General features: G+C 70.1%; 16 protein-coding genes, 1 tRNA gene and 1 pseudogene. 4 read left to right on the plus strand and 14 right to left on the minus strand.

Annotated elements, in window-relative coordinates:
* Positions 1–2 precede the first annotated feature (2 nt).
* The gene (locus tag LNW72_RS31980; protein ID WP_250978546.1) at positions 3–1961 is read right to left on the minus strand and encodes a DUF2264 domain-containing protein; all 1959 of its coding nucleotides are present in this window, start codon (positions 1959–1961) and stop codon (positions 3–5) included.
* 330 nt (positions 1962–2291) lie between these two features.
* On the opposite strand from LNW72_RS31980, the pseudogene LNW72_RS31985 reads away from it, so the two are divergent.
* A pseudogene (locus LNW72_RS31985) lies at positions 2292–3622 on the plus strand (Gfo/Idh/MocA family protein).
* A 72-nt stretch (positions 3623–3694) separates the two neighbouring features.
* Positions 3695–4345 carry a hypothetical protein gene (locus LNW72_RS41315; protein ID WP_285369842.1) on the plus strand — a complete coding sequence of 217 codons (651 nt, stop codon included), beginning with the start codon at positions 3695–3697 and terminating at the stop codon, positions 4343–4345.
* A gap of 234 nt (positions 4346–4579) precedes the next feature.
* Here LNW72_RS41315 and LNW72_RS31995 read toward each other — a convergent pair whose 3' ends face one another.
* The 3 genes from LNW72_RS31995 to LNW72_RS32005 form a co-directional block, all read right to left on the minus strand.
* Positions 4580–5041: a hypothetical protein gene (locus tag LNW72_RS31995; protein WP_250978547.1), complete on the minus strand. Its 462-nt coding sequence runs from the start codon at positions 5039–5041 to the stop codon at positions 4580–4582.
* A gap of 287 nt (positions 5042–5328) precedes the next feature.
* Entirely contained in the window at positions 5329–6174 is an 846-nt protein-coding gene (locus tag LNW72_RS32000) for a DUF1206 domain-containing protein (RefSeq protein ID WP_250978548.1), read from the minus strand.
* 78 nt (positions 6175–6252) lie between these two features.
* Positions 6253–6543 (minus strand): YiaA/YiaB family inner membrane protein, encoded by a 291-nt coding sequence (locus LNW72_RS32005; RefSeq protein WP_138358286.1) that lies wholly within the window; start codon positions 6541–6543, stop codon positions 6253–6255.
* 181 nt (positions 6544–6724) lie between these two features.
* Here LNW72_RS32005 and LNW72_RS32010 point away from each other — a divergent pair.
* Positions 6725–6798, plus strand: a tRNA-Pro gene (locus tag LNW72_RS32010).
* 118 nt (positions 6799–6916) lie between these two features.
* Here the strand turns inward: LNW72_RS32010 and LNW72_RS32015 are convergent.
* Entirely contained in the window at positions 6917–8116 is a 1200-nt protein-coding gene (locus LNW72_RS32015; RefSeq protein WP_250978549.1) for a site-specific integrase, read from the minus strand.
* A gap of 182 nt (positions 8117–8298) precedes the next feature.
* Entirely contained in the window at positions 8299–8943 is a 645-nt protein-coding gene (locus LNW72_RS32020; protein ID WP_250978550.1) for a helix-turn-helix transcriptional regulator, read from the minus strand.
* A 90-nt stretch (positions 8944–9033) separates the two neighbouring features.
* Here LNW72_RS32020 and LNW72_RS32025 point away from each other — a divergent pair, with 90 nt between their 5' ends.
* A complete protein-coding gene (locus LNW72_RS32025; RefSeq protein WP_250978551.1) occupies positions 9034–9291 on the plus strand; it encodes an integrase in 258 nt (85 codons plus the stop codon).
* Positions 9292–9614: 323 nt separating this feature from the next.
* Here LNW72_RS32025 and LNW72_RS32030 read toward each other — a convergent pair whose 3' ends face one another.
* The 8 genes from LNW72_RS32030 to LNW72_RS32065 all read right to left on the minus strand — a co-directional run bounded on the left by LNW72_RS32030 (position 9615) and on the right by LNW72_RS32065 (position 21961).
* On the minus strand, positions 9615–10139 hold the full coding sequence (locus tag LNW72_RS32030; RefSeq protein WP_250978552.1) for a hypothetical protein: 525 nt from the start codon (positions 10137–10139) through the stop codon (positions 9615–9617).
* A gap of 293 nt (positions 10140–10432) precedes the next feature.
* Positions 10433–10585 (minus strand): hypothetical protein, encoded by a 153-nt coding sequence (locus LNW72_RS32035; RefSeq protein WP_250978553.1) that lies wholly within the window; start codon positions 10583–10585, stop codon positions 10433–10435.
* Between the two features lie 548 nt (positions 10586–11133).
* Positions 11134–11547, minus strand: a complete 414-nt coding sequence (locus tag LNW72_RS32040) for a CHAT domain-containing protein (RefSeq protein ID WP_250978554.1) — start codon at positions 11545–11547, stop codon at positions 11134–11136.
* Entirely contained in the window at positions 11487–13748 is a 2262-nt protein-coding gene (locus tag LNW72_RS32045; RefSeq protein ID WP_250978555.1) for a hypothetical protein, read from the minus strand. The genes LNW72_RS32040 and LNW72_RS32045 overlap by 61 nt, the downstream gene beginning before the upstream one ends.
* A 264-nt stretch (positions 13749–14012) precedes the next feature.
* Complete coding sequence (locus LNW72_RS32050; protein ID WP_250978556.1) at positions 14013–14684, minus strand: DUF6338 family protein; 672 nt, start codon at positions 14682–14684, stop codon at positions 14013–14015.
* 3 nt (positions 14685–14687) lie between these two features.
* Positions 14688–17927 (minus strand): CHAT domain-containing protein, encoded by a 3240-nt coding sequence (locus tag LNW72_RS32055; RefSeq protein ID WP_250978557.1) that lies wholly within the window; start codon positions 17925–17927, stop codon positions 14688–14690.
* Positions 17928–17955: 28 nt separating this feature from the next.
* On the minus strand, positions 17956–19506 hold the full coding sequence (locus tag LNW72_RS32060) for a hypothetical protein (protein ID WP_250978558.1): 1551 nt from the start codon (positions 19504–19506) through the stop codon (positions 17956–17958).
* 7 nt (positions 19507–19513) lie between these two features.
* Entirely contained in the window at positions 19514–21961 is a 2448-nt protein-coding gene (locus tag LNW72_RS32065) for a GTPase-associated protein 1-related protein (RefSeq protein WP_250978559.1), read from the minus strand.
* Between the last annotated feature and the right edge of the window lies 1 nt (position 21962).

Genomic DNA, 21962 nt, shown 5'->3' on the forward strand with positions numbered 1-21962 from the left:
GGTCAGACCGTGAGCACGGTTCCGTCGGGGAACGAGACCCGTACGCCGGTGCCGCCGTCACCCTCGAGGACCGTCACGGTGACCGCCTCGCGCAGCGCCCGCGGATGGACCGAGTCGCCCGACAGCGCGACGAGGGTGACATGGACGCTGCTCCCGCCGGGGTGCGGCCCGGAGCTCAGGCACGGGGCGGCCGAGTGCGGACCGAACGCGTTCGCCTCCACCTCGCGGTGCACCGCGGCGGACCCCTCACCGTCCTCGTCCCAGCCGTACAGTCCGACCAGCGCGCTGGACAGCCCGTCCGCGGTACGGGTGCACGCCCACCCCCGGCCGCTCTCGCCCCATGGCAGCTCCGTCCCCGCGACCGCGTAACCACCCTCCCGGACCGTCACCCCGGCCGGGGCTTCGACGCGGTGCACGCGGACCTCCCACGGTCCGTGCAGAACGCTCGCCGTCTCGATCCGGTACTCCGCGGTTCCGGGCTCGGTTTCGCTTCTGGACCCGCCGTCGGCCGGGACGCCGTCGCCCGCCGGGAAGGTGACGGTGTGCCAGGAGGACGCGGTCCGGCCCGTCGCCGTCAGCGGGTGGATCCGTCCGCGGTGGGAGGGCGTGCCGTCGGGGGAGACCAGCGCGAGGTGGCTGTCGACGCGGTGCCGCCAGGCGTGCGGGGCGGCGTTCGGCGCGGTGTGCGTGGTGTAGCCGAGCTGGGCGTAGTGCGGGTCGTCCGCGCCGCCGGACGGTTCGAAGCCGTAGTGGTCGCTGCCGTGGTTGACGAGCCGGACGATCCCGTCGTGCTTCGTGCCGTGCAGCAGCCAGCCCGGCGCGGGGAGTGCCGTGTACTGGTCGGCCTCCTCGACCGGGAGCGCGAGCTCCCGCTCGGTCCACGCGGGGTGATCGGCGGGCAGCAGCAGTCCGAGGAAGCCCTTGCTCGCCCAGTACGGGGACCCGGGGCCCGAGTACCCCTGCGTGGTGGGAAGGAACGGCTCGTGCCAGCCGAGCGACAGCAGCCCGCGTTCGTCGGGCACTCCGCGCTCCACGAAGTGCCGCAGCACCCCGGAGGCGAGCCGCCGCGTCACTCCCGGCTCCAGCGGGGTCGCATCGGTGAGCGCCCCCATCCACACCGGGGCGACGGAGGCGAATCGGTACGTCAGCGAACGCCCCTGGTGGACCGGGGCGCCGTCGCCGCTGAAGAAGTGCGGGTAGGTGGCCAGGAACTGGGACAGCCGCTCCTTGTAGACCTTGGCGCGTTCCCCGTCCGGTTCCCCCGCGATCCGCGCCCACAGCAGCGGGTACAGATGCATCGCCCAGCCGATGTAGTAGTCGAAGTTGCGGCCGTCCCCGTCGGTGTACCAGCCGTCTCCGACGTACCAGTCCTCGATGCGGTCCAGCCCGCCGTCGATGTCGGACTGGCTGAACGGTGCGCCGACGGAGGCCAGGAACTGCTCGGACACCACCTGGAAGAGCCGCCAGTTGTTGTCGTGGGTGCGGTGCCCGACGAAACCGGAGAACCAGTCGACGACCCGCGCCTGGACCCGTTCGCCGAGCCGGTCCCATATCCACGGCCGCGTCTCGTGCAGCGCGATCGCCACCGACGCCGCCTCGACCATCTGCTGCGAGCAGTCGGTCAGCGCGGGCCAGGCCTCACCGCTGTCCGGATCGGTACCGGCCGCGAGCCCGGCGGCGTACCGCTCGATGAGCCGCGCGTCCACCTCGCCGCCGGCCCCCGCGATCCGGAAAGCGGCCAGCAGGAAGGAGCGCGCGTAGCCCTCCAGTCCGTCGGACACCACCCCCGACCAGCTGTTGCGGCCGGGCAGCCGGTACTGCGCGAAGCCGGGGGAGGCGTAAGGCACCAGCCCGTCGAGCATCCGGTCCGCCACCGCCTCCCAGTGCGCGCGGGTCCAGCCGGTGCGGGGCGAACGCACGCGGTCGGTGGGGGGCAGCGTGAGGAAGGGGGGCAAGGTCACATCAGCTCCGAGGTGAGGTGTTGACCGAGATGGTAAGCGGTTACTAGGTTGAGGCCAACCCTATGTGCCGACTGCGAATCGCGGCCGGATGGGGGTGGGCCGTCCCTCCTGTTCCCGCTCCTCCTGTTCCCTCGCCTCTCGTCTTCACCGTTCTCGTCGTCACAGCTCTCGCCGTTGTCGTTCTCGTCGTTCCCGTTCCTGCCCGGCTCGCGCGGGGCTCTTCCGAAGGGACCGCCCATGACCAACTCCCAACCGCCGGGCGATCCAGCCCCCGCCGCGCATCGCGCCAACGCTCCGGCCCCCGCCGCGCATCCCGGCAACGCTCCGGCTCTGGTCGCGCATCGCGCCAACGCCCCTGGGTCCCGCCGGCCGGACGACGACCTCCGCATCGGCGTCATCGGACTGGGCCTGCGCGGCAGCCTCGCCGAAACCGCGCACCGGCCGGGCGCGGGAGCTCGCGTGGCCGCCGTCGCCGACCTCGACCCCGCCGTCCGCGCCGAGGCGGCAGCCCGCTTCCCGGGCGCGGCCGTGACCGGCGACCACCGTACGATTCTCGGCTCCGCCGACATCGACGCGGTCCTCGTCCTCACGCCCGACCACACCCACGCCGACCTCACCTGCGAGGCGCTGCGCGCCGGCAAGCCCGTCCTCGTCGAGAAGCCGCTGGACATCACCGTCGAGCGCTGCGACGCGATCCTGCGCACGGCGTACGAGACCGGCACCCGCCTCTACGTCGGCCACAACATGCGCCACATGCCCGTCATCTGGCTCATGCGCGACCTCATCACCCGCGGGGACATCGGCGAGGTCAAGACCGTCTGGGTACGGCACTTCGTCGGTCACGGCGGCGACTTCTACTTCAAGGACTGGCACGCCGAACGCCGCTGCACCACCGGTCTGCTCCTGCAGAAAGCCGCACACGACCTCGACGTCCTGCACTGGCTCGCCGGCGGGTACACCCGCCAGGTCCAGGCGCTCGGCGACCTCATGGTCTACGGCGCGCCGGACGCCGACCGCCGCGCCCCCGGCGAGCCCAAGGCGGCCGGCTGGCTCGACGACGACAACTGGCCGCCGCGCTCCCAGCGGAATCTCAACCCCGTGATCGACGTCGAAGACGTCTCCCTCGTCAATCTGCGCCTCGACAACGGCGTCCTCGCCGCCTATCAGCAGTGCCACTTCACCCCCGACTACTGGCGCAACTACACCGTCATCGGCGATGCCGGCCGCCTCGAGAACTTCGGCGACGGGCCCGGAGCGGAGGTCAAGGTCTGGAACGCGCGCCGCTCCGGACACCGCCCGGAGGCCGACGCCGTCCACCCCGTCCCCGATCTCCAGGACAACGCCTTCCACGGCGGCGCCGACCCACTCCTCATCGACGAGTTCCTGCGCTTCGCGCGCGACGGCGGACCCACCGACACCTCACCCGTCGCGGCCCGGATGGCGTCGCCGCCGGAGTCCAGGCCACCGCTTCACTCCGTGACGGCGGCACCCCGCGCACCGTACCGCCGCTCGCCGCCGACCTGGCCGCGTACTTCGCCGCGCACCAGCCCCGGCCACACCAGACCCCTACCCGCCAGACCCCTACGCACCAGCCCCCTGCACGCCAGCCCCCTGCACGCCAGCACCCGCGCGCCAACTCCCGTGGCGCGGTTGACGATTGATGTCGGCCGCTGGGATCATCCCCCACCGGGAACCAGGGGTACGGGTTCGATCACGGTGGGTACGGGGCGGGCATGAGTGCAACGGGTATGCGGATGAACGGACTTGCGGGCGCGGAATTCGCGGCCGCCGAACCGATCCCGGGCCTCAAGGGGCCATGGGCCTTCGTTCTCATCGCGGTGGTCGTCATCATCATCGCCGTGATCGCGGTGCTGCCCCTGATCATCGACGTCCGCCGGGCCACCGCCTGGCGCCAGCAGCTCACCGACGAGCTGATCGGCCAGGCGGCCACGAGCAGCGACGTCCGTGAGCTGCTGCGGGACCTGCGCGAACCGCGCGGTGTGCGCGGCCTGACCCGCAGCATCATCGCCGTACTGATCCTGGCCCTCGTCAGCTTCGCCCTGGCGGTCGCGATGCTCTCCTCGGGCGGCGACTCCGGCGACCTGCGCAAGACGATCGTCACGTCGCTGATGACGGTGCTCGCCACCGTCGCCGGCTTCTACTTCGGCTCGCTCGGCGCCCAGAACAGTGCCGACGACGCCGTCCGCCGCGCGAACCGCACGCGGGCCCGCCCCGCGGATCCGGCCGGCCCGCAGACCGGCGACGACGTACGCCCGCCCGCCCCGGATCCGTCGGGCGCACCCGCTCCGCCAGGCGCGCCCGACCCGAAGACGCTGCCGGAACCGGAAAGCACGCCGCTCCCGGCCCCACGGGAAACACCCTGAGCAGACGTCCCAGCCCCCGGCCCCCGCCCCGCCCCGCCCCCGTCACCGCATCCACGGTGGGACGGCCGGGCAGGTGTTGGCGCAGGTGATGGTGCCGGGCATCAGCAGCCCGCCGTCAGGGCGGCGGCCACGGCCAGTGCGCGTCTCATCGGGAACTCCTCGGGTGCTTCAGCCGCATCGACGGCGGCCACATAGCCCCGGGACATACCGACGTAAACAGGAAATCTCCGCTCCCTACGGCGCGTCGGATCCCGCCTGCTTCGCCTTCACCCAATCGGCGTGGTCCTGCCAGGCATACAGATCGGTGCCCTTGAGCACCACGTTGTAGGCCCCGCACGCCGCGGTCCCCTCCTTGTCCGTCCCCTTCGGGAACCAGTCGGCCCGGAGGTGCGCCCGCCCGCTGCCCGCGCCCTGCTTGCATCCGGCCGGCAACTTCCCGTCGGCGAGCGTCGCCCTCAGCAGCCGGTCGCCGCCCGTGGTCGACATCCGGTACTTCACGGCCGTCGCCTCATCCGGCAGCCAGCGCGGAACCGAGTCCCGGGACTTCTTCGCCTCGCTGCCCGACGAGTACTCCGCCTCCGCCAGGTGGCGCCCCTGGTACCAGTCCACAACCTGCGGCATGGTGAGCGCCGCCGCCACGAGGAGGCCGAGGCCGCCGACGGCGAGTCCGAGGACGACGGGCTTCTTGGTGGCCATGCGGAGAGGTCCTTCCCTGGGTGACGCCCTGGGTACCGGGCTCTTCCTGCCCATCCTGGCCGCCGCGAACCGCCACCGGATCGCCCGCGAGAACGGTTGGAACCCCCCTCTTGAGACTGAGGGCCGTCAGCCACGAGAGGTACTCGGCGGTCAGGCGGCCAACGCGGAAGCGACCCGGTGCGGAAGCCCGCACCGGATCGCAACGCTTGGCCAGAAGATGGATCACCGCAGCTCAGAGCCTCGCAAGAGGATGGCCGGAGACTTGGACCGGAGACTTGGAGGAGATGTCAGATCTTGCGCCACCGTGCCATGGCGAACGAGAACGCGCCGAAGAGGGCGAGCCCCACCGCGATGGCGACGAGGAGCCAGGGCCCGGCCGGCGTCTCCCGGAAGGAGCGCAGGGTGTCGTCGAGCCCCTTGGCCTGATCCGGGTCGTACTTCACGGCCGCCGCCACGGCGAACCCGCCGGCCGTCGCGAAGACGACACCGCGGCAGACCCCGCCGGCGACCCCCAGGAACTCGACGACCTGACGGGTCCGCCGGGACATCTCGCCCAGCTTCAGATGCTTACGGAACTTCCGCTGCCCGGCCCGGACCACGATCCACAGACCGGCCGCGGCGAGCGCCACCCCGGCGGCGCCCACGAGCCACTGGCCCAGGGGGAGGTCCAGCACCTTCGCCGTCCAGTCCTTGGACTGCTGGTCGCTCGATCCGCCCTGGCTGGCGCCTTCGGAGGCGCTCTTCGCCAGTGCGAAAGCGATCACCGAATACGCGGCCAGCCCGTAGAACACGAACCGCCCGCCCGAGGCGAGCCGCTTCGACGTCTTGTGCCCGTCAGGACCGGCGGCCCCGAAGAGCGCCTCGGACAGCCGCCACAGCGCCATGCCCACCAGCCCGAGCCCGACCACCCACACCATGACCTTGCCGAACGGCTGCCCGGCGATCTGCTCGACGGCGCCGCCGCGGTCCGCCTGCTTCCCGTTGCCGCCCAAGGCGACCTGGATCGCGAGCGCGCCGATCAGTACGTAGATCACGCCACGCGTGGCGATCCCCCACCGTGCCGCCCACTCGACCGCACTACCGCCTGCCGCGGCCCGGCCCGCAGTCCGGGCCCGCCGTATCGAAGCATCCACGCCCGACCTCCCTCGTCGAACGGGCGTCTGCCCCGGCCCCCACCCCGGAAACGCCCGCCCGCCCGCGGCGGCCCGGCCTCAGACCCCGTCCACCCGGAACGGATCATGCTCCGCGAGCAGCTTGTCCAGCCGCGCCTGATCCACCCGGCTGACCACCTGCCCCACCTCCTGCCGGTCCCGCACGCACTTCGCCAGCGTGAACGCCGAGGTCACCAAATACATCAGCCCCACCCCCAGAAACGCCCGCACCCAAGCCCCGACCGGCAGGTACGCCACCCCCAGCCCCATGCTCCCCAGCGCGATCCCGAACGAAATGGCCGCCTGCGCGAAGTACGCCGCCGTCGTCTGCTGCTGAATCGGATTCGTCATGCCCCCAGCCTGAACAACTGTGGCCCACGCCACATGAGTACACCTACTCAAACTTCCCCCCACCCCCCTCCCCACCAAGATCGCCCCGCCGACCCCAAGGCGTGAGCAGACACCGCCCCAAGTGCGGTATTGTTCTCATGCGCGGTCAGCCCGGGGAAACAACCCCAGAACGACCGAGCACCGGGACGTGGCGCAGCTTGGTAGCGCACTTGACTGGGGGTCAAGGGGTCGCAGGTTCAAATCCTGTCGTCCCGACGGTGCATGCGGGCTTCAAGCCCAGGTCAGGGCCCTGTTTCACTTCGGTGAGACGGGGCCCTTGATCGTTTTCAAGGGCGTGCGTCTCACAACTTCTCACATCCGTTTTCCGCCGGCATCAGCCCAGCAGTTCGACCAGCTTTTCCGAACCTGCCTTGAGGCTCTGCGGATCGGGATGCACGTAGAACCGCTTCGCGAACGACAGGTCGCTGTGCCCGGCCCACGCCGAGACCACCGTGTCAGGCACGCCGTTGTTCGCCATCCACGACAGACACGCGTGCCGCGCGTCGTACAGCCGGACCTTGCGCACGCCCGCCTGCTTCATCAACCGGTACGCCTCACGCCGCAGCTTGTCCGTCTTCCACGGGCGCCCCAACTCGTCCACGAGGACGTAGCCGCTGTCCTCGTAGGTGGCGCCGGCCGCGGCCTTCTCCTTGGCCTGCAGATCACGGAACACCTTGAGGGCTTTCAGGACGGGTGCCGGCAGTGGAAGCGTCCGCTTGCCCGCCTCCGTCTTGGTGGACTTCTCCACCACCTTGTTGCGCTCGCCCTTCGCCAGGCTCCGGTCGTAGACGATGGTCCGCGTGTTGCCGACGGAAATGGTCTCGGCGCCATCGAGATCCACGTCTTCGGCCCAACGCGCTCCGCACACCTCCGCGGGTCGCTCGGCGATCAGCGCCAGCATCATGGCGGCGAACAGCCGATCGTCCTTGATCGCCTCCAGGAACGCCTTGACCTCCACTTCGTTCCACGGGGGACACGACACCTTGAGGGCGGTCGCCTTGAGCCTCGCCTCCCGTGAGACGGTGACGTGCTCGGCGACATTTCGCACGACCAGCCCGCGCCGCACGGCGAGGGTCAGCGCCGCCCGCAGCCGTCCCAGCGTCAGACGCACGGCCCGGATCCCGAGACCGCTGCCCGGCTTCCCACCACGTCGCCGTCCGCTGGTGACCATCCAGTCGATGAAGCCCTCGATGTCCTCCTCGGTCAGCGTCTGGAGCACCTTGTGCCCCAAGTGGACGCGCGCGGGAAGGATCGCGTTGGCGTAGTTGGAGGCTGTTCCTTCCTCGACATCACGTGTCGCGGATTTGAGCCAAATGTCGAGAAGGTCGCCGAGCGTCATCTTGCTCGGTGCGACGTAGGTACCGGCGTCGCGCTGATGCCGGATGCGGGAGAGTTCGGTGACGGCATCCTTCTTGGTATCGAAGGTCCGGGTCAGCTGCTGCCGCTTTCCCTCGGCGTCGTGACCGATGTCCACGACAAGCCGATAGCGACTGCGCCCGTCCTTGTGGGTGATCTTGCGTATGGGTTCCTTCACGTCTCTTCCCTGGTGCTGAGATGTACGGCCACGGCAGCTGCGCCAGGTGGGGCACGGCTGTGGTGGGGGCGCAGCTCGCGTGAAGAGGTGGACGTGTTGAAGCGTCGGTTCATAGGTGCGGCGGCCAGCTCATGGCCTTGACCGTGCAACCGCCCGCGTACGGGCGGGGCTCGGACAGCGGTTCACTTGGCCCTCCCAGAGTCAACGTCGTCGATGAAGGCCAGCTCGGCAGGCAGGTCCGGCGGCATGAGACCGCGCTCGCGCATCGTTGAACGGAACTGGTGCAGCTCGCGACAGTCGTCGAACGCGAGCTGCTCGTAGCCGGCGGCCGTTTCCAGGAGGGTCTCGCGCCGGGCGGGATCCAGCGTGACGTTCGCCTTCTGTCGCCTGTCCTTCGCGAGATTCGTCGACACGCGCGCGGCGACGACAGCATCGCTGTGAGACCGGAAGGTGTCGAGGAGGTCGCGTGGCGTGCCCTGGGCAGCGGCCGTGGCGATGGGCTCCTCGCCGGTGAACCACGCTGCCGCATCCCACGTCGATACCTCCTCGCCCGGCATCACCTCCACGGTGCCCGCCGTGCCGAGGGGGTACAGCAGGATGATCGGCGGGATGCCCAACACCCTTGCGAGGACAAGAAATTCGGCCAGGTCCACCGAGTGTCGCCGGCCGTTCTCCAAGTTGGTGATCGTGGTGCCCGCCACGGGCAGACCAAGAGCCGCACAGCCCTCAGCCAGCTCCGCGACGGTGAGCTTCGCGGCCTTGCGGGCGCTGCGGATCGCTGCAGCGACCCGGGTGGTGAGCTGCGCTGACCAATCCAGAGGCTTCATGGGGACAATTTATGCTGCAAAAATGTGTAACTGCAACTCCATGGTACAAATTCCTCCCCATGCAGCTGGCCGATCGAAGCGGAGCACGTCATGAGTACACAGGCCACGGCCCAAGGTCCCGCCACGCGGGACGAGCTTCTGAGGCTCCCCGCGGCAATCGACCTGGACACCGCCAACCGCGCCTTCGCCCTCGGACGCTCCGCCGGCTACGCCCTCGCGAAGCGAGGAACCTACCCGTGCCGGGTGTTGAAGCTCGGCAACGCCTACCGTGTGGTCACGGCGGACATGCTCCGCGTCCTTGGCATCGCACACGCGGCGGAGGAGTCCACCCTCAACCGGGCCGAATAGGTGCTCGCCTCGCGCAGCGTCGTTTGCGCGTCTGTCGCACTGTGCCCCGACCAGGGTCACCGTGGGGACGGATGGCTCCGACAACCTCGCCTCTGCGAAGTTCGGTAGAAGGCAGTATCGCGGTTCGCGAAGTTAGGGCAGGTCAGGCACCGTAGCAACGGCTTCGGCGAACTCATCGCAGAATAGTTCGCAGCCCTCGACACGCTCGACACCGGCGTGCGCGGCGGGCCCGAGCCCACGGGCATCACCCCGGAGAACTTCGGGCGGTCGATCCCCGAAGCCTGACATCGTCGCCGCCCCGGTCGGGCAGCCGAGAAGAGGGACTACCTGCGCCACTTCCGGAATGCTTTGATGACATCGCCGTTCGTAATGTGACTGGCTCCCTCGTCGTACGCGGCGGACAGTTGCTCGGCGAGGTACGACACATCAGGTCCGTTGGGCCGACTGGCGACGGCCCAGGTTGCGGCTGCGGGGACGCCCTGCTCATGGACGAGGTTCTCGACCATGGTGGTGACCTCCCGGCGCTGCCTCCTTCCGAGGCCGTAGGACGCCCAGACGCCGGTGATGATCCACTCCTTAACTCGAAGTCCGACGAGGAGGGTGAGCGGGCCGCTCTTCCAGTCCCGTAACCTGATGTCTTTCATTCCGTGGTCGGTGATCGCCCCATTGGCGTGCCGAACGCGTTGAATCTCCGCAGCGGCCAGCTCGTACGATTCCGGTGACAGGAAGCCGAGGAGGCCCAACAAGTACTCGCCAGAATCGGGTAGTTGCTCGCTCACCCACGCACTCACCGGGACGAGTCCGGGAGGACTCAGGTTGATCTGCTCATCGCTCGAAAACAATCCCATTGCTCTCTCCTCGCCCCAGGTCACGCAATCGTTGCTGTGGAGACGTCGCGTCGAACGCTGTACTCGTGAAGTGTGTGCCACCAGGCTGCGCACGAGATGGCCGGCGGTCCCTAAGTCGAACCGGGGTCGCCGATACTGGTTGTCGAATGTGGCGGGGGGTCAGATGGCGTCGGTCAACGATCGCTCTCCGTATATGAGTTGACGTTCAAGGGGACCTGTGGCGAGCAGAGTCCTGACACCGTGCAGCCTCCGCCGCCCGCAGCGCCTCCACGCGCACGTCGCCGGTCATCCTCCTAGCCGTCGATGACCTTCCGCGCGCGGTTGCCGCGCGGCCCCGACTCCTTGTAGATGCGTCGCAGCAGCTCAAGCTCGCTCTTGGTGAGTTTGCCGAGCCCGACCAATTCCGCCTTGCCGAGGACCCTGGCGTACTCTTCGGCCGTAGCCATTACTGCCTCCATGGATTCGTGTTGATTCGTTGCCGGATCGGTCTGGCGCCGCCCTCATCATCGTGCCCATCTCGCACGACGGCCTTGGCAATGCTTTCAGCGTCGCGAGTTCAGTCGGAATTTCTTCGACCCTTGACCGCATCTCAGCTGGACTCATGTAAAATCCCCAGCGCAGGCGATCAAGCTGACTGATAGTCAGGGGCCTGGTCCGGAGCGTAACAGTGGACGTGCTGTTCCACCTGGCTTCGCCCAACTTCGACGACCTTTGCACCTAACCTGTTATGTTGCCGAAGATCCTCTCCGGTCTCACCGTTACTGCCGCGAGGAACCCCGAGCATCAGCGGAATTCCGGGACGAGCAGCGAAATTCAGCTACCCTGACACCCGCCGCATAGCAAAACAAACCCGTGTCCTCCATCCAGGGCGCAGCCCCGTCAGTCCTCAGACACGGCTACTGGAGCCGGCTGTCGCGGGCCTCGTGTTCCAGTTTGTCCTGCTCAGCCCGGCGGAGTACGACCACAAGCTCGGTGGGTGACCTCGCCCGCGGCGTCAGAATCCGGTGTAGCTGAAGTTGGCCCAGGCGAACGGGCTCGGGTCGCCGGCTCCGCGCAGGCAGGCCCGCTGTGCGCGGGCCAGGGCGACGGCCGGGTGGGCGCCGCGGCGCAGCCATTCGTCGTAGAAGGCGCTGATCAAGGGAAGGGTGAAGGAGTCGTAGGCGGCCCACTGAGTGGCGACGACGCCGCTCAGCCCGGCCTGGAGCAGCGCGCTGGGCAGTCCGACCGCCTCGTCGGGAAGCGCGTCGCCGATCACGGAGGTCTGACAGGCCGAAAGAACCGCCATCCGGGCCCTGAGGCTGCCCCCGGCCAGGACGTCCCTTACCGTGAGCTGCTCCTCGCCGAGGCTCAGTGCGCTCTCCAGCGGATCATCGGGCAGGGCGCCGGCGTGGCCCGTGAAGTGCACCACGTCGGCCCCCGGAAGCCGCTGTGCAGCAGCGTCTTCCGGCAGACCTGCTCCGGCAGCAGCGTTGTGACGGCGAGCCGTCCTGCGCAGCACGCCTTGACGGCCGCCATTTCCGCGTCGGCGTTCACCACCGGCTGATCCGGATCACCCGGATCGCCCTGAGCAGCCGGGTAGGCGAGCAGGATGTTCTTCGGGGGAGACCAGGCCGCTGCCGCGGCCTGCCGTGCGCGGGCATGCGGGGCGTAAGACAGTACTGTGCGTTCCAGCAGGAACCACCACCGGGAGCTGTCCTCGCCGGAGCACATCCCGGCCGCGTGCAGGGGCAGCATACCCAGCAGTCCGCCGGGCAGCAGCACGGCGCGGTCGCATGGCCCCAGGGCCTCGGAGACAGCGCGCATGCCCCGGTCCCAGAGCTCCTGGACGACCCGCTGGGACAGCTGGTCCCATGTCATGCCGTACTCCGGCGACACCTGATCGTCTTCGAGCTCCTCGGCCTTCCGGAGCACGGCCAGGAGTTCCAGTACCGCTCCACGGGTCAGGTCGGGCAGATCGACGGGGACGGGCCTGACCGCCTCGGGTCCTTCGCCTCCGCGCACCACCAGGGCGCCTCCGCCGCTAGGCGCTGCCACCAGGTAGACCAGGGGAACGGCAGCGGAGCTGACCACCTGCTGCCAGCTCGGCGCGGTCCACTCGGGGACGTGCTGCCCTGTTCTGGTCGCGGCCAGCTCGATCTCCTGCCGGCAGCGTGCCATGCGCAGGCGCAGATCGGACGAGGCCTCGATGCCGGACAGTTCCTCGGCCCGCAGTTCGGCTGCTTCGCTGAGCAGTTCGGCCAGGTAGTCCAGGGCCGCCGAGGCATCGGCCGTTTCAGACGGTCCGAGGACGGCGCGCGGGCCCGGGGAGTCCATGGCCTCGCGGAGCAGGACACTCCGTGCCCCTTCCAGGGCCAGCACCGCTTCGGTCCAGTCCTCCGGGTCCTGGGAGCGGATCAACTCGCGCGCGCAGTACGACAGAGCGTCCGCCGCGAGGGAGAGCATCAGTTCCTTGGCCTCCCTGGTGAGTTGGGCCGCGATGAGCAGGGGGATCACGCGGAATGCCTCGGCGTAGGCGCGAGCGGCCTCCAGCGCCCTTCCGCGCGACCGTGCCCAGCCGGCGTGCTGAGTGGCGGCGTCCCAGGCGACCTTCGGTTGGGCCCTGAGTCCCGCTGCACCCGCCCTGGCGTAGGCCTCCCGGGCCCTGCGCAGCGCCTCCGGGGTCCCTTCCTGTTCGGCGATGAGCATCTGCGCAGTGGCCATGCTCAGCCGGACTCCGGCGAAGAAGACCGGGTCGATGGCCCCCGGAGCTCCGAGCACTTCGGTCAGGAGCTGCTCGGCCCGCCTCGGGTCCCCGGGTCGCCGACGGGAGAGGAGCAGGCCGGCCAGCAGTGCCTTGCCGCCGAGCCGCGTCGCGTCGGATCCGGGGTCCTGGGCGGTGACGGCGGCGTTCGCCCCGGTCAGGTCGTCGACGGCCCGGTCCATCTCGACCCCGTCCAGGTCCTCCCAGCCGCCCTCGAACCGGTAGAGAAGCAGTCGTCCGCGTATCGCGGCGGCCTGGGCGAGCACGGCCGGATCCGGTGGCAGCGGACGGCTGCGGTGGCGGGTCACCACCTCGTCCAGCACGGAGAGGGCTTCGGTCACGTCCGGCAGGCCCGGCTGGGCCTGCCGCAGGACCTCGAGTTCGCGGTCCTGGTCATAGCGGGTGCTGAGGGCGGCGGCCAAGGCGAATGCGACGTGGTCGATCGTGTCCCCGAAGGCCCTGCGATCGGATTCGGCGGCCTGCCCCCATACCGCGCGGCAGCATCGGGCGTGGCCGATGGCGGTGTCCAGGAAGCTCCGGTCACCGGTGGCGAACTGGCCGTACCGGATCAGGGTGAGATAGGCGAGAGAACGCATCAGCTTCAGTGCGCCGGGTGGAACGTCCAGGAAGGAATCGGTGAAGTACGCCCTGCGGAACGTCGCCAGGGGTCCGCCGACCGCGTCCAGGCGTTCGGGAGGCTGGAGCAGTAGTCGGCTTCTGAGCTGTCGGGCCTCGGGCGCCGCAGCCTCGGGCGCCGCCTCCTCCAGCAGGTCGTGGACAAGGACGGCCGCCTCGACGTCACCGGGCCCCCAGGAGGCCTGGCGCAGCAGTGCGCGGGCGCGGTCCAGGCTGTACCGGGTGGTGGTCATCGGCGGCTCCATCCGACGGTCCGGGTGCGGCGTACCGGCTGTGGAACTGGGATCGTCAGTTGGTCTGCGGCGGTGGCGGTGGGTTGGGTGCGCCGGGCGGCACGGGCGGCACGGGCGGCGGCGGTGTCAGCGGCGGCGGCGGACGGAGACCCCGCCGGTCCTGCTGTGCCCGGTACCCGCGCTTGCCGTCCTTGCGACGGCGTGGCACCGGGGCAGGATCGACGGCGGGCTGCTGCGGCTCCTCGGAAGATTCGTGCTCCGTGCTCATCCCCAGATCACCTCCGTATAGACGATCTGATCCCAGTTGATGAGGATGCCGACTCCCCGGAGTCTAGGCATTCCGTCGGGGTTACGGAGCGGTTGTCCAGAAGTACCGTCAAGCCAGGCGATATCGGTCAGAAACAGATCACGGTCCTGACCGGATCCAGATGCGAAGGAGTCATAGGTGAAAGGCCCCGGCTCGGTCGACTTCTGGGCGTAGAGGCCGAAGATCCACCCGCCGTCGTCCCCGGTGGCGTCGCTCAGCCTGATGCGCAGCCAGATGCTGCGCCCGCTGGAGAACACATGGTCCCAGGCCCGCGGCGCCGGCGCGTCCCCGGTGATCAGCCGGGACCAGCGCGCCCCCTGGCGGGTGGCTACCCCCACGGCGCAGCCGGCCGCGGTCGGAAGCAGCAGGTAGAGCATGGCCGACGGCCACAGCCACAGCGACGCCTGCCCATGGGCCAGCCGCCCCGAGAAGATCTCGTAGCGGTAGAAACACCAGCTCAGCGGGGCCACCAGGACATGGAAGACCGCCGAGCTGCCGAGGAAGCGGATGATCCGGTCGGTGGCGGCGTCGCCCCAGGAGCTCAGCGTCCGCTCGAAGCCCCAGGTGTACAACGCTCCTGGCAGGACGAAGGCCAGGGCCACGAACAGGGCGGCGTAGGAGATGATCATTGGCTACCTTCCGGTGTGGAAGAACGCCGACCAGGACAGCGGCCCGGAGTCCTCGCGCTGCGCGCCCCAGGCGGCATGCGTCTCCGCGGACATGTCGGCAGGCGGTGCGAAGATCTCCACCGTGGGCAGGGCGGCGTGCTTGGCAGCGTTGTCGGAGTCGCGGAACCACAGCTGCGCCCTTCGCAAGGCCTGGGACGGCGGGAGCCGGTCGCGTCGCCATCCCTCGTAGAACCGGGTCATCAGCGCCGTTGTCGCCGAACTGTCGACCTCCCAGAGCGAGGAGAGCACTCCCGCCGCGCCGGCCTGGAGCACAGCCGTCGCCAGACTCACCACCTCATCCGGCAGTTCGCCGTCGACCACGCCGGTGGCGCAGGCCGAGAGCGTGGCCAGTCGGCTGCTGATCCTCCCAGAGGCCAGCAGGTCGCGCACGGTGATCCGCTCCTCATCCGCCATCATCAGGCCACCGTCGAGTGGGTGGGCCGGGTCGAAGAAGGCGTGGCAAGCGAAGTGGTGGACCGTGGCGTCGCCGAGGGCGGCCAGCACCTGCTCCCGAGTGGCGGACCCGCCGTCCAGCATCGCGCTCACCCGTCCGGGAAACCAGGAGCAGACCGCAGCCACCTCGTCGTTGGCCGCGTCCAGGGCGGGAAGACCGGCGGCGGAGGGTTCCTGTACGGCGAGGAGTCGGAGTTCACGGTCGGGCAGCCACCGGAGCCTCTGCTGGGCCGTGCCGAGAGCCCGGATGGTGGGTGCGTAACGGATCGCCAGATGGTCGATCACATGGCGGCGCCCGGTGACCGCGCCGGGATCGGACGTCCCTGCGGCGTGCAGCGGGACCGTCGCGAGCCGACCGGTGGGGATCAGCACCGCGCCCGCGTAGCCGCCGAGCACCTTCACCACTGGGCCCATGACCCCCGTCCACAGCCTGAGTGAGAGCGCGTCGCAGACCTCCTCCGCGGCGTCCTCGTCGGCCTCCTCCGCAGTGGCCGACCTCCAGGCCGTGGCGACTTCCTCCTCGAAGTCTGAGGTGAAGTGCGGCAGCGCCACCAGGACGACCCGGTCCGGGTCCTCGGGCCGGAGCAGCAGCGCCATTCCGCCGAGGTCCGTGGCGGCCAGATAGACCAGCGGCTCACCCGCGTTGCGGGCGACGGCGGCCAGTGCCTCGAACCGCGGCGGACGCATGAAGTCCTCGTACCCCAGCACCTGCTGGACCTGCTGGACGGATCGGGTCAGGGCTCGACGCGCCTCGTCCAGCGCCGGCAGCGGATCAGCCCCCGCCAGTCCCGGCCCGGCGGGCGGGGGCCCGGTCAGGATCTGTCCTTCGAGCGCGGCGAGGAGTCGGGCACAGGACCGGTACTCTGCCAGCAAGCCGCCGTGGCCGAGTCCGGGAAGGCGCTCCAGATCGCCCCGTTCCCGCTCCAGCATCTCCGACAGCATCAGGGCACGGCCCGTCTCCAGGGTGACCACTGCGCGCCGCAGGCCCTCGGCGGAGCCTCCGGCCGCCTGGGCATAGGCGCAGCGGAGGCTCACCCCCGCAGCGGTGCGGGCCGAGTGTTCCTTGTGCTCCCTGAGGAGCTGGGCGCCGGCGATCTGGTGCAAGGACTCGACAGCCAGGCCGAACGCGACCCCGGCGTGGTCCAGATGGTCCAGGTCGACCAGTCCGGATCCGGCGACCGCCCGGCCCGCGGCCCGCCATTCCGCGTTCCCCCACTTCCGAGCGAGCTCGAAGGTGTTCCACGCGGAGCGCCCGGCGAGCGCCCGGCAGGCGTCCGCGGCCTCCGCCCTGGCCTCCGCCCAGTGCCCGGGGCGGGTTGTGGCCTCGGCCCGGTCCAGGAGCAGTTTGGCGATGCCGACCGTGGCCATGGCCTGCGCTGCGCCCTCCTTCTCCTCCCGTACCCCATACAGCAGTTCGAGCGCCGAAGCGAGGTCGGCCGTGGAGCCGTCCCTGACGGCACGGGCCGTCAGGATGTCGGCCAGCGTCCCCTGCATGCTCGTCCGGGTGCGGTGGTCGCAGGCCGGGTCCTCGATCGTGGACCTCACCAGGGCCTCTGCCTCGTCGAGGGCGGCGGGTTCCGGGACGGAACCGAGCAGCCAGCAGCTGAGCAGGACGCTGCCCAGCATGCCGCGCACGAGTGGGAGTTCCCTGGCGGTGAGCGGTGCGTCCATGGCCCGTCGGGCCAGGGCCAGGGCCTCGGCCAGATCCGTTCGGGCCCGGACCCTGTCGGTTCTGAGCAGCCCCCCGTGCCTGCGGTGGTGCAGGAAGCTGAGGTTGAGCAGCGTGTCCACCAGCCGGTGGTCACCCGGCCGCAGCGACTCCAGCGCCCTGCGCTGGACGACCAGGGCCCGTTCGAGTTCGCTGATGCCGCCGGTCCTGGTGTACTCGGCCAAGGCGATGTTCGCCTCCAGGTTGAGCGCCTCCCCCTGTAGCTGCCAGGCGCCGACACCGGCCGCCGAGTCCGGCACACCCGCTGCCAGGCTCCTGGCACGTTCCAGGTCGGCCGGACGCCCCTGCACCATGTAGCGCACATGGAGCAGCGCGGGGAGGTTCACCCGCAGCGAGGCAACCAGGCCGGGTACCAGGCCGTCGAGGTCGACGGTGCTGCTCGCGGAGGTTTCGGCGACAATGCCGTCGAAGAGCTCCAGCGACGCGTCCAGGTCGTCGTCCGCACCTTCCGCCCGCTGGTAGCGGTTCAGCAGCGCGGTCGCCAGGTTGGCGCGGTAGATCAGCTGCTCCGGCCTCTCCCCGGGCAGGAACCGCACCGCGTACCTGAGGTCGTCGACGCAGCGGTCGGCTGCCGCCGGATCGCCGTCGGCCAGCAGGTCGGACATCGCGAGCAGGCCGAGCTGTCCGCGCAGCAGGGCGTGGGCCTCGGTGCCGGGCGCGGCCCTGCCGCGCAGGCACTCGGTGAACAGCCGCCGGGCCTCCCGCCGGTCCGCGGGAGTATCGCGGGTGGACAGCAGGCTGCCGAGGTTCTCCATGACGTCCCATCGCTGCTCCTGCAGACCGGCCGTACGCGGCAGTTCTGCCAGTGCCCTCCGGGTGTAGTCGATGGCGGAGTCCAGGTCGCGGGCGCTTCCCCGGATCTGGTAGCGGGCATAGTGACTCATCGCCATATTGCCCAACGCGGTGAAGCGGCCCCCGCCGGCCGGTGCGCGGAGCAGGGCCCTGCGGTCCGCCGCCAGGACCTCCTCGATCCGTTCCGGGGGAATGTTCGCGTCGTGCGCCGACACGTGCTCGCCAGACATGTGGTGGGGATGCTCCTTGTCCGGGGAATCAGCGGTGTGCCGTCGGCGGTCTGCCGTCAAGGCACCAGGCGGCCAGGGCGTTGATGCTGAAGTCGGTCAGGCCCTGCTGGTCCACCACGGCGGCGGTCAGGAAGAAGCGGACCTCGCCGAACTCCTGGCGCATGGAACGGATCAGCGGCCCAAGACCGAGTCGGTGGTCGAGCCAGTCGGCGACGGCCCCGTCGGTGTCGAGGCCGCCTTCCGGTACCGACCCCACCAGCAGGTCCCGCTTGCTGACGGCGACGGCGAGCCGGCACCGCCGCAGGTCCGTGCCCATCGACAGGACCGCTTTCACCGTCTGCTCGAAGATCAGCGTAGGTCGGACGTCGGAAGCCAGGGTGGGGTCGACCCGGGACCGTTCGACGGGCGAAAGCCCGTTCCAGAACGCCTCCACGGCCAGGGGGTCGAGAACGAACAGGAAGATCCGCGCGTGTCGGCAGTAGCGCAGCGCGTCCGAGTCCTCCCTGGTGGTCAGCAACTCGCCTGCCGCGTCGAAGATATGCACCAGCCGCTTGGAACTGCGCTGGCCAAGCAGGACGGAGTGGGCCGAGGGGAGGGTTCGCTGGGTACCCATGGTGTGCCCGTTGATGGCAAGGACCTCGCGCAGCACCGTGTAGTGCTCCAGGGTCTCCCGGTCGGCCGGCACCACGGCCCGGCCCCCGGCCGCGGCGGTGTCGTGCAGGGACGTCAGCATCGCCGCCATCAGCCTGGTCTTTCCTGCGGCGCGACCGCCGACCAGGGGCAGCACCGACTCGACCACACCGCCCGCCTCGGCGCTCATCGGCTCGTCGCACCAGGTGCAGTACCCCTGCAGCCGATGACGGCCCCCGGCCGTGGTGGTGGGCAGCAGGACCCGGCAGCCGCAGCGCCGGCGGACGATCCCATAGCGGCCGGGCCTGAGGTCCGCATGCCGATTGGGGCAGGACGAGCAGAGGTAGACCGGCAGCAGCACCCGCTCGTAGCAGTGCGGACAAAGCAGTCCCTCATGCAGCCTCCTGGCCTTGAGTAGCGCGCGGTCCAGGGAGCGCAGCGAACCGGCCGCGGTCCTCGCGGCGCCTTGCAGCAGGAGCACCAGGAGCAGTTGGGCCAGGACCAGCAGGGCGGTCAGGACTGCGCCGACGAGGGCGCCGAGGAGCAGCCCCAGCACCATGGCCGTCCAGACCGGTACGCCCCACAGCGGCGAGAGGTCGTCGTCCAGCACATAGCGGGCGTACGTCTTCCGGAACTGGTCGTCGACCTCGCGCCCGTAGCGGATCCTGGTCAGAGTGGCGATCTGGTGGAGGTCGCGGGTCGCCGGTCCGAAGAAGTACTGGCGGAAGGCAGGTTCGGCCTCGGTCGCGGGTAGGTAGGGGGCGATCGTCTCGAACTTGGGCGTCCGCAGTCGGATCACCCCGTGCACGACCTGCCGGTGGTTGTTCATCAGGACGGCGACGAGGACCAGCGCCTGCCCCAGGACCAGCACCGGCGCGAACGCGGCGAAGAGCGCGAGGCCGACGCAGTAGAGCGCGCCCAGCAGGACAGTCGTCAGGAATTCGGCCATCCGGTCGTCATCCTTCCTCGGGGGCGGCCTGATCGGACCGCTTCGTCCCTTTGCGGCCAAAGGGGAAGGAGGGAAGGTGTAGGCGCTTCGGCTTGGGGCCCCGTTGCGCGGCCGCGTCCCTGAGCCACTGGCCGTACTCGGGGTGGATGCCGGCGGCCGGCCCCGCGAGGACCAGGAGCGCGTCGCGCGGCCATGAGGTGGGCACGACTCTCAGCAGGATCTGTCGGATGAGCATGTCCGACGCGTCCGAGCCGCCAGCGATCGGAGACCAGCGGCAGTCCGCCAGGGCCAGCACGTGATCCACGGAGGGATACTCGGGCGCGCGCAGAAGATCTACTGCCAGCTCCAGGTACGACCGGCTGACGGTGTGGTGCTGACTGGTCAGCAGTCGTCGGATGTCCTGCACTTCGGCGGGCCGCGAGAGCAGGGCCCTGGGCAGGCGCGCTTCCACCAGTGACCGCACCAGCGGCGCTGCCGTTGCCGTCAGCTCCTTGAGCACCGGAAGCAACTCGCTCGCGTTCGCGGCCCCCTCGAGCCGGTCGTCGCAGGCGATCACCGCCTCGACCGCCCGCCGTCCTGCCTGGTCCAGCCAGTCGGCCTTGGAGCGGGGCGCCATGGCCCGGCACAGGGCCAGGGCCGTGCGAAGGTCGTCATCGTCGTGCGACTCGGCCCGGAGGACCGCGGAGAACCAGCAGTTCACCAGCTTGCCGGGCCGGATGTGCGAAGGCAGCTCCAGGGCCAGGGCCAGCGCTTCGGCGCGGGTCCAGCGCTGCCTTGGCCACAGCTGCTCCAGGGTCTTCTGCTCGAGCACGCCCGCCGGCCGCAGCCCGAGCAGCCGGATCAGCAGCCGCATCCGGTTCGCGCCGCTTCCTTTTGCACCGGCGATGAGGAACTGCTCGCGCAGCGTCGGCAGGTCCTGGAAGTCGTCCTCCTGTAGCAGCCCCTCCGGCAGTTCGTCGAACAGCGCGGGGAACTGGTGCGGTCGGTCGAGGGACTGCCGGTCCAGCGCTCCGACGACGCCGCGGCGGAACGCGGACCACTGCCGCGCTAGGTCGCCCAGCTCGCCGGCGAGTTGCTTGATCGTTGCGTCGGTCACCGCCGTGGACAGCAATCCCAGCAGGGCTTGCTCGCTGGCTCTGGCCACCAGCGCGTTGTCCGGGCAGAGGTCGCTCAGCAGGGCCCAGTGCAGCAGGCGGACCGCCTCCGCAGGCCGTGCGGAAACCAGGAGTTCGCCCCAGCGTGAGCGTGCTAGCTCCCGCAGTGACGGGTTCGTGTACGGGGTGGGCCGTTCGGCCTCGGGGGAGCGCTCCAGGTAGCGGCACAGTCGGATCTCCAGCAGGTCCGACTGCACCTGCTCCAGCAGCGCCTGGTCGCCGGCCCGGCGACAGACCGCGCCCAGCAGTTCCAGCTGCGCGACCGTGAGCCCACCGCGGCGGTAGACGTCCAGGGCGACTGCGGCTCTGATCGGCCCGGACAGGTGGTCGGCCCCGGCCAGCCAGTGCACCACGGCCGCGATGTCCTCGGCGCCGAGCTCCGCGCTGCTGGCCGCGGCCGCGGCCACCGCCGGGGGATACCAGTGCACCGGCTCCCGCTCGGTTCCGTCGACGTACTCCTCGGTCCAGGACCAGAACGAGCGGGCCTCGTCCACGTCGATCCCGGCGAGCAGCCGCGCCAGCGGGGGGATCGCGAGATCGGGGTGCAATCCGGCGGTGAAGTCGAAGACGTAATACTCCGACCGGTTCTCGGGGGCGATCCCGGAGCGGGCTCCGGGCACCGTCCCCATCAGGTGCAGTCGGCTGCGGTCCGGCCTGCTGAGATAGGTGGCGAAGGCGAGCCTGCGGGCCAGCCGTGGTGGCATCAGATAACTGACGGCGGCGAACCAGTGGGCGATGTCTTCGGTGGTGGCGTCCACCACGAGTACTGACCGCTGCTCGGAGAAGGCCGCCATCACCGCCGCGAGCAGCAGCGGCAGCAGGGTGCGACAGGAATGGCCGGCGAGGAAGCACCGGACGCTCCCGGGCGTCAACCGGCCGGAAGGCGGCGGCGCCGACAACTCCGGCAGACGGCTGTCCGTGGTCGGCAGGGACGACCAGAAGGGCGCGTCCCACAGCTCGATCGGCAGCAGCGACCCCAGGTCCGCCTCGAACGCGGGACTGCTCAGCGCATGGGCGAAGTAGTTGCCGAACCGGTGGGACGGGTCCTGGCCCACGTAGCGGACGCACGTCGCCACACTGACCTCGTCTCCCGGGACGAAGCACAGGTTGACGGGGCAGCGCGCCAGTTCCTCCGGGGTCTCCGAGTAGGCCAGTGCCTTCGGCGGCTCGTAGAGGCTCAGCGCCTCGACCCTGCGTCTGACATCCTCGGTCGCGTGCTCGCTCACAGCGTTGAACTGATAGCCGGAGAAGCCGCTCAACCCGTGCTCGCAAGAGGTGTAGTAGAGCTGCTGAAAGGCCATC

It is taken from the genome of Streptomyces sp. RKAG293 (genome assembly GCF_023701745.1).
Lineage (GTDB): Bacteria > Actinomycetota > Actinomycetes > Streptomycetales > Streptomycetaceae > Actinacidiphila.